The following is a 6,105-nucleotide window of genomic DNA, read 5'->3' as shown; positions in this document are numbered from 1 at the left end:
GCTACAACTTTTTGGGGGTACCATAGGGGCCTCTGCCGCCCCCTTAGCGTTCCCCCTTATTACGAAGATTCAATAATAAATAATCATAATTTAATAAAAGATAAAATAACGAAGAATTAAACTAAATAATAATATTATCTTGGATAATAAAACCCCCAATAATAACATATTATTTTATTGTAAAACAATCATCCAATTTTATTGTAAAACAAAACCCAAGCAATCCAATAAGCTCTTAGCCCAATCTTCTTCAGAATGGGTGTCTCCGCTTATTATTCTTAATTTTATATTATCTATTGGAATCCCTGCCTTTATTAGGAGGTCATAATATTTTATCGATGAATCTATATAGGCTTGGCTTATTTTTCTTTCCCCACTCTCTTCTGTGCCTACTTTGATGTAGATTTTTTGGTTGGATTTTAGTCTTGTATCTTTAAAGTAATTTTCAAATTCATCCTTAAAGGCGAAACTTGCTAGGGAGAATATGCCTAAGTTTCCTATTTTGGCTTGGTATTTTTTGCCTATAAAGGCTGATATATTGGCTCCGGCTGATGAGCCAATCATTGATGTAAATTTCTTACTTTTTTTAGTCCTAAATTTCTGGTCTATAAAGGGCTTTAAGGTATTTAAAATGAAATCTGCATAAGCATCCCCTTCTGGCCTTTCTATTTTTAAGTCTGCTAGACTTTGATCAAGGGGCCAAGGACTATATTCTGCCATCCTTGCTGGGCTATTATCTATGGCTACACCTATGAATTCTTTAAGATTTTTATTGTCCCTGATTGTTTCTATGAGTCCCCAAGATCTACCTGAATAGGATTCATTGTCAAAGAAAATATTTTGCCCATCGTGTAAGTAGACTACCGGATATTTTCTAGATTTATTTTGATTGTAAGAATAGGGCAAGATTACCCTTATCCTTCTTATTTCTTTTTTATAATCCATTTCTAGGTAATATTCTTCAAGATTATTTTCCCTTTTTATATTAGACATGGCTTTTCCTTTCTTTTTATTTCTATAATTATATAATTTTATAGATATATATCAATAAAAAGGTCCTCTTGGTTATTTATATATAAAAAATCCAGCCTATTTTAAGCCAGGCTGGATTTTTCTTAATCATGTATAGTTTTATATATCGATATAATTTCAAGTGAATATAAGGCCCTTAATCGTGGTGGTGATGGTGTGTATAGGCCCACTTGTCATGTTCTGTAAATATTATTCCTTGGGTCTTGTTGTATAAGATTATCCCATAAGCCTCAAAAGCTTCATCATGATCATTGTCTTCTTCATCATGATCTTGGTGATTATGATCATGGTCATCATGACCTTCTTCCTCATGAACCTCTTCAATAATTTCCTTATACTGGTTATTTTCTAAAAGATAAGCATCAAGTGGGGCTCCCTTTAGGTAGAGAATGTATTCATCATCTACTCCCAAGCCATTCGCAAAGTCTACCCAAGATTGGTATTTGATTTCCGCATCTGGCCCCTTTTGATTATTTATTGAAAAATCGGTTAACTTCAGCTTATAGATTCCCTTTTCTATTGTATCGACTATTTTAAATTTACCAGAAAAAATAGACTTATGAATCTCAGACCTATTATAGGTCTCCTGACTTTCTGTCTTTAGTCCAAAATCTTGACCATCTAGGTCAGAGTTTGAGAGAAAATCTCCATCGAAGTCGCCCTTGTCATAAAAATTGAGCGAGCTATAGGCGTAGGGATTTGAAAATGAATCTTTTAGGTTTTTGCCATCAAGAAAGTTAAAGACTTGTTCATTTAAAGATTTAGCTTGGCTTATTTGTTTTTTAGTATTTTCTTTTTCTTGGCCTTGGCCTGCACATCCTACTAATATCAGGCAAAGCCCTAACAAAAATATTTTTTTCATATACATCCTTCATTATAAGTTATTAAAATATTTTACTCTTTTTAAGCCTATATTAAATTTAAAAAGACCCATTTAAGGGCCTTGCTTAAATAAATTTAAATGTTTCTGATAGGTCTTTGCGGTTGGTGTGGTTAGCAAGTGGTTTGCCATCACCATTGGCATAGCCTAAATCTATTAGGCAGACTATTTGCTCATTTTCTGGTAAATCTAGGGCCTTTGCAAGCTCATCTGGATCAAAGAAATTAATCCAACAAGAATCAACCCCTTCATAAGCAGCAGCAAGGACCATGTGGGTTGCCACAATTGTCGCATCTTCCACACCAGAATCATACTTATCGCCAGGATATGTATATATATTATCCTTATCGAAGGCAACAACAAGCACTGTAGGTGCCCCATAACGGCATGGTGTATGCTCATCTATAATAGCAAGAGTCTTTTTAGATTCTGCCACATATATTCTTTGAGGTTGGTTATTTTTAGCAGTAGGTGCAAGGCGACCAGCCTCAAGTACTCTCTCCAAATCATCCCTATCTAAGGCAAGACTAGCAAAATTCTTGCATGAATAACGCTCTTTAACTAAATCAATAAATTCCATAAAAACTCCCTTCTATCTATATTTACCCAAAAATTGTAAAAATAAAATAAAGCTGCTTAGTTAAGGTGAAAAGTAAGCACTTCTTTTGAAATGCTTGGTGGGGCTTTATAGACTTGTCCTTGCGAATCGAAGATGAGCAATGGAAAGTCTTATGCAGAGCTATAGACATGTACTAACGAGCAAAGCGGGTTATGGAATGTCTTATGCAGAGCTATTTGGGGCTTTTGTGGCGAAAAAGCAGGGCACTTAAACATCCATTTATAGACATATCCTGATAAGCTTGAAAAGCGAATCATGGAATGTCTTATGCAAGGCTATTTTGGATGTTTAAGGAGAAAAAATAGTGCGATAGTACGGAAAGCTTACAAAGTAAGCGATTTTCTCAAGCCCGAAAGAGGTCCTCAATGAGCCGGACGGGCTGTCCTCTACGATCCGGACGGGCTTGTTACCGATAGGTCCGCTCCAAATTTCCCAAAAAAATAAGCACTTCTTTAGAAATGCTTGGTGGGGCTTCAGGGACTTGTCTTGGTGAATCCAAAAGATAAGCCATGGAAAGTCTTATGCCGTAGCCAGGGACTCGAACCGTCTCACACGCCGACGGGCTATCCACCTGGTAAACACCCCTTGATTTTGGGTGTTTGCCCCGAAATCTAGCGCGATAGCTCGGATAAGCTTGCGAAGCAAACGGGATGTCGTCAGGTTATGAGCCCTCAATGAGCCGGGCAGGCTTGTTACCGGTAGGTCCGCTCCCAAATTTCCCAAAAAAATAAGCACTTCTTTAGAAATGCTTGGTGGGGCTTCAGGGACTCGAACCCTGGACCTACCGGTTATGAGCCGGGCGCTCTAACCGACTGAGCTAAAGCCCCATATAACTGGTATCCTATGAAATTTATGGTGGACCTGAGTAGACTCGAACTACCGACCTCACGCTTATCAGGCGTGCGCTCTAACCACCTGAGCTACAGGTCCACAAATATAAAGATTTCTCGCTTCGCTCGACCATTCTGCCTCTGCACCAGACCTACAATCCATTTATTTCAGAAATGGTGTTAGGACTTCGCATGGAGGGTCCTTTATGAGCCGAACGGGCTGTCCTCATCGAGCCGGACGGGCTTGCTTTTGGCAGGGGAGACAGGATTTGAACCCGCGACATCCGGTTTTGGAGACCGACGTTCTGCCAGCTGAACTACTCCCCTAAATCCTTTCATTAAAAGCTAAAACTTCTAAAAAATAAAGCCTTGGGCTTTTATAAGCCCCATGACTTAGGATTTAGTCATATTAGCTTATTTGGTGCCCAGAGGCGGAATCGAACCACCGACACGGGGATTTTCAGTCCCCTGCTCTACCGACTGAGCTATCTGGGCATATTTGGCGGAGAAGGAGGGATTTGAACCCTCGCATCCCTTTTGAAAGGATCTACTCCCTTAGCAGGGGAGCCTCTTTAGCCACTTGAGTACTTCTCCTGGCGGAGAGGAAGGGATTCGAACCCTTGTGAGCCGAAAGACTCTAACGGTTTTCAAGACCGCCCCGTTATGACCGCTTCGGTACCTCTCCTTATTTTATAATAAAAGTATTCAAATGGCTTGCCTTTAATATCCTTTAGGGATATAAAATTAAATCGTTGATAAAAATCAACGAGTTGGCCTTAAGCCTACTTCTCTCCTGCTCACTTATGTAAAGTGAGCTAGGTGGAAGTTATTGGTGACCCATCGGAGATTCGAACTCCGGACACCCTGATTAAAAGTCAGGTGCTCTACCGGCTGAGCTAATGGATCATATGGCTGGGATAGCAGGACTCGAACCTACGCATACCAGAGTCAAAGTCTGGTGCCTTACCGACTTGGCTATATCCCAACAGTCACGTACTAATATAGTATAACACATCTTTGACGTTTTTGCAAGTTTTTTTTATAATTTCTTACATATGTAAGATTTGGCGCGCCTTCCAGGATTCGAACCTGGGACACACGGATTAGAAGTCCGTTGCTCTATCCAGCTGAGCTAAAGGCGCATAATCATCCTGCATGGCATTAGTAGTTGCCGCTATTAGATTTATTTATCTTTTAGTGGAGCGGGTGAAGGGAATCGAACCCTCGCAACCAGCTTGGAAGGCTGGGGCTCTACCACTGAGCTACACCCGCAAGGTTGGTGGGGATGAGCGGATTCGAACCACTGAAAGCTAAGCTAACGGATTTACAGTCCGTCCCATTTGGCCAACTCTGGAACATCCCCACAATTATAATATTTTTATATAAAACTTACTGGAGCTGATGATAGGACTTGAACCTACAACCTATTGATTACAAATCAATTGCTCTGCCAATTGAGCTACATCAGCACATTGGATCACTATTGCAATCCAAATGGCGACCTGGATGGGATTCGAACCCACGACCTCCGCCGTGACAGGGCGGCATTCTAACCAGCTGAACTACCAGGCCTCATCAACATTTTATTATAGGATAACAAAATGTAATGAGTAATATTTTATTACTTCTGGTGGAAGTAACAGGGCTCGAACCTGTGACCCCCTGCTTGTAAGGCAGATGCTCTCCCAACTGAGCTATACTTCCAAAAACAGAACATTTTGTAAGTCCTCGGACTTCGTCCTGCGGTATTTCGCGCCTGTAGGGCGCGCCTCCTCCAAGAGCCGGAGTGGCTTGCTTTTGGTGACCCCACCGGGATTCGAACCCGGGATACCACCGTGAAAGGGTGGTGTCTTAACCGCTTGACCATGGGGCCTTAATTTAAACATTAATTCAAGTATTTAATTCTATTTTGTTCACACTATACGAGCGGTAACCAGACCTACCAGCCAATTGTTTCACAATTGGGGTTAGGGGCTTCGAACCGCTTGACCATGGGGCCTCATTCATCTTTTTTATGTATTGGTTGCGGGAGCAGGATTTGAACCTACGACCTCCGGGTTATGAGCCCGACGAGCTACCAGACTGCTCTATCCCGCGATAATTCGCATTAGATATGGTAATCTAATTGCTTGCAACTGTACATTTATTTAACTGTTAGCTTCTCTAAGCTATTGGTGCCGAGAATCGGAATCGAACCGATACGGTGTTTAACCACCGCAGGATTTTAAGTCCTGTGCGTCTGCCAGTTCCGCCACCCCGGCACATATTAAGTTAAAAGCGGCTTCGGCTTCAAACTAATAAAAGTTTGTTGGCGCTCAGGGTGGGACTCGAACCCACAACCTACCGGTTAACAGCCGGGTGCTCCACCATTGAGCTACCTAAGCATGACATGATAATATAATAGCATGTTTTTTTGATTTTGTCAATACTTATTATGAAATTTACAGTTAGTACAAACTAGCCAAATAGGCTAGTTGTATTAAACTGTTTGGCGACTTCCTACTCTACCACCCAGTTGCCCAGGCAGTACCATCGGCGTTATGAGGCTTAACTTCTGTGTTCGGTATGGGAACAGGTGTATCTCTCATGCAATCATCACCATATTTTTTGAACCATCTTTCTCGCTTCGCTCGACCATTTCATGGAGAGTCCTCCATAAGCCGGACGGGCTTGCCTTAAATAGCATCCACTTTTTTGTGGACCCCACCTTAGTGGGAAACAATATTTCCAGTCAAGATATAAAG

The 6,105-nt window shown here is 41.1% G+C and carries 3 protein-coding genes, 18 tRNA genes and 1 rRNA gene; all 22 read right to left on the bottom strand.

Translation table 11 applies throughout. The features are described from left to right. Positions 1 to 198 precede the first annotated feature (198 nt). Complete coding sequence (locus ACCQ42_RS09575; protein ID WP_265215345.1) at positions 199 to 993, bottom strand: alpha/beta hydrolase; 795 nt, start codon at positions 991 to 993, stop codon at positions 199 to 201. A 175-nt stretch (positions 994 to 1,168) separates the two neighbouring features. Beyond that, positions 1,169 to 1,894, bottom strand: a complete 726-nt coding sequence (locus tag ACCQ42_RS09570; RefSeq protein ID WP_410036010.1) for a hypothetical protein — start codon at positions 1,892 to 1,894, stop codon at positions 1,169 to 1,171. An 85-nt stretch (positions 1,895 to 1,979) separates the two neighbouring features. Beyond that, positions 1,980 to 2,492: a nitroreductase family protein gene (locus ACCQ42_RS09565; RefSeq protein ID WP_410036009.1), complete on the bottom strand. Its 513-nt coding sequence runs from the start codon at positions 2,490 to 2,492 to the stop codon at positions 1,980 to 1,982. A 789-nt stretch (positions 2,493 to 3,281) separates the two neighbouring features. After that, positions 3,282 to 3,358 (bottom strand) — tRNA-Ile (locus ACCQ42_RS09560). Between the two features lie 26 nt (positions 3,359 to 3,384). After that, a tRNA-Ile gene (locus ACCQ42_RS09555) sits at positions 3,385 to 3,461 on the bottom strand. A gap of 151 nt (positions 3,462 to 3,612) precedes the next feature. Further along, positions 3,613 to 3,688: transfer RNA gene (locus tag ACCQ42_RS09550), tRNA-Trp, on the bottom strand. Positions 3,689 to 3,780: 92 nt separating this feature from the next. Then, a tRNA-Phe gene (locus ACCQ42_RS09545) sits at positions 3,781 to 3,856 on the bottom strand. Between the two features lie 5 nt (positions 3,857 to 3,861). Continuing rightward, positions 3,862 to 3,955, bottom strand: a tRNA-Ser gene (locus tag ACCQ42_RS09540). Continuing rightward, positions 3,956 to 4,046, bottom strand: a tRNA-Ser gene (locus ACCQ42_RS09535). A 145-nt stretch (positions 4,047 to 4,191) separates the two neighbouring features. Then, positions 4,192 to 4,267, bottom strand: a tRNA-Lys gene (locus ACCQ42_RS09530). Positions 4,268 to 4,270: 3 nt separating this feature from the next. Further along, positions 4,271 to 4,346 (bottom strand) — tRNA-Gln (locus tag ACCQ42_RS09525). 80 nt (positions 4,347 to 4,426) lie between these two features. Beyond that, positions 4,427 to 4,503 (bottom strand) — tRNA-Arg (locus tag ACCQ42_RS09520). Positions 4,504 to 4,559: 56 nt separating this feature from the next. Further along, positions 4,560 to 4,633, bottom strand: a tRNA-Gly gene (locus ACCQ42_RS09515). 5 nt (positions 4,634 to 4,638) lie between these two features. Further along, a tRNA-Tyr gene (locus ACCQ42_RS09510) sits at positions 4,639 to 4,724 on the bottom strand. Positions 4,725 to 4,754: 30 nt separating this feature from the next. After that, positions 4,755 to 4,830, bottom strand: a tRNA-Thr gene (locus ACCQ42_RS09505). A gap of 26 nt (positions 4,831 to 4,856) precedes the next feature. Further along, positions 4,857 to 4,933, bottom strand: a tRNA-Asp gene (locus ACCQ42_RS09500). A gap of 56 nt (positions 4,934 to 4,989) precedes the next feature. Further along, a tRNA-Val gene (locus ACCQ42_RS09495) sits at positions 4,990 to 5,065 on the bottom strand. 94 nt (positions 5,066 to 5,159) lie between these two features. Further along, positions 5,160 to 5,234: transfer RNA gene (locus tag ACCQ42_RS09490), tRNA-Glu, on the bottom strand. Between the two features lie 147 nt (positions 5,235 to 5,381). Then, positions 5,382 to 5,458: transfer RNA gene (locus tag ACCQ42_RS09485), tRNA-Met, on the bottom strand. 75 nt (positions 5,459 to 5,533) lie between these two features. Continuing rightward, positions 5,534 to 5,622: transfer RNA gene (locus tag ACCQ42_RS09480), tRNA-Leu, on the bottom strand. A gap of 48 nt (positions 5,623 to 5,670) precedes the next feature. Then, positions 5,671 to 5,745: transfer RNA gene (locus tag ACCQ42_RS09475), tRNA-Asn, on the bottom strand. A 102-nt stretch (positions 5,746 to 5,847) separates the two neighbouring features. Beyond that, a 5S ribosomal RNA gene (gene rrf, locus ACCQ42_RS09470) occupies positions 5,848 to 5,964 on the bottom strand. Positions 5,965 to 6,105 lie beyond the last annotated feature (141 nt).

Origin of the sequence: Anaerococcus kampingae, from assembly GCF_046365475.1 — a bacterium.
GTDB lineage: Bacteria > Bacillota > Clostridia > Tissierellales > Peptoniphilaceae > Anaerococcus > Anaerococcus kampingae.
The sequence above is the reverse complement of the archived record's forward strand: the minus strand, read 5'-3'. Positions and strand labels throughout refer to the sequence as shown.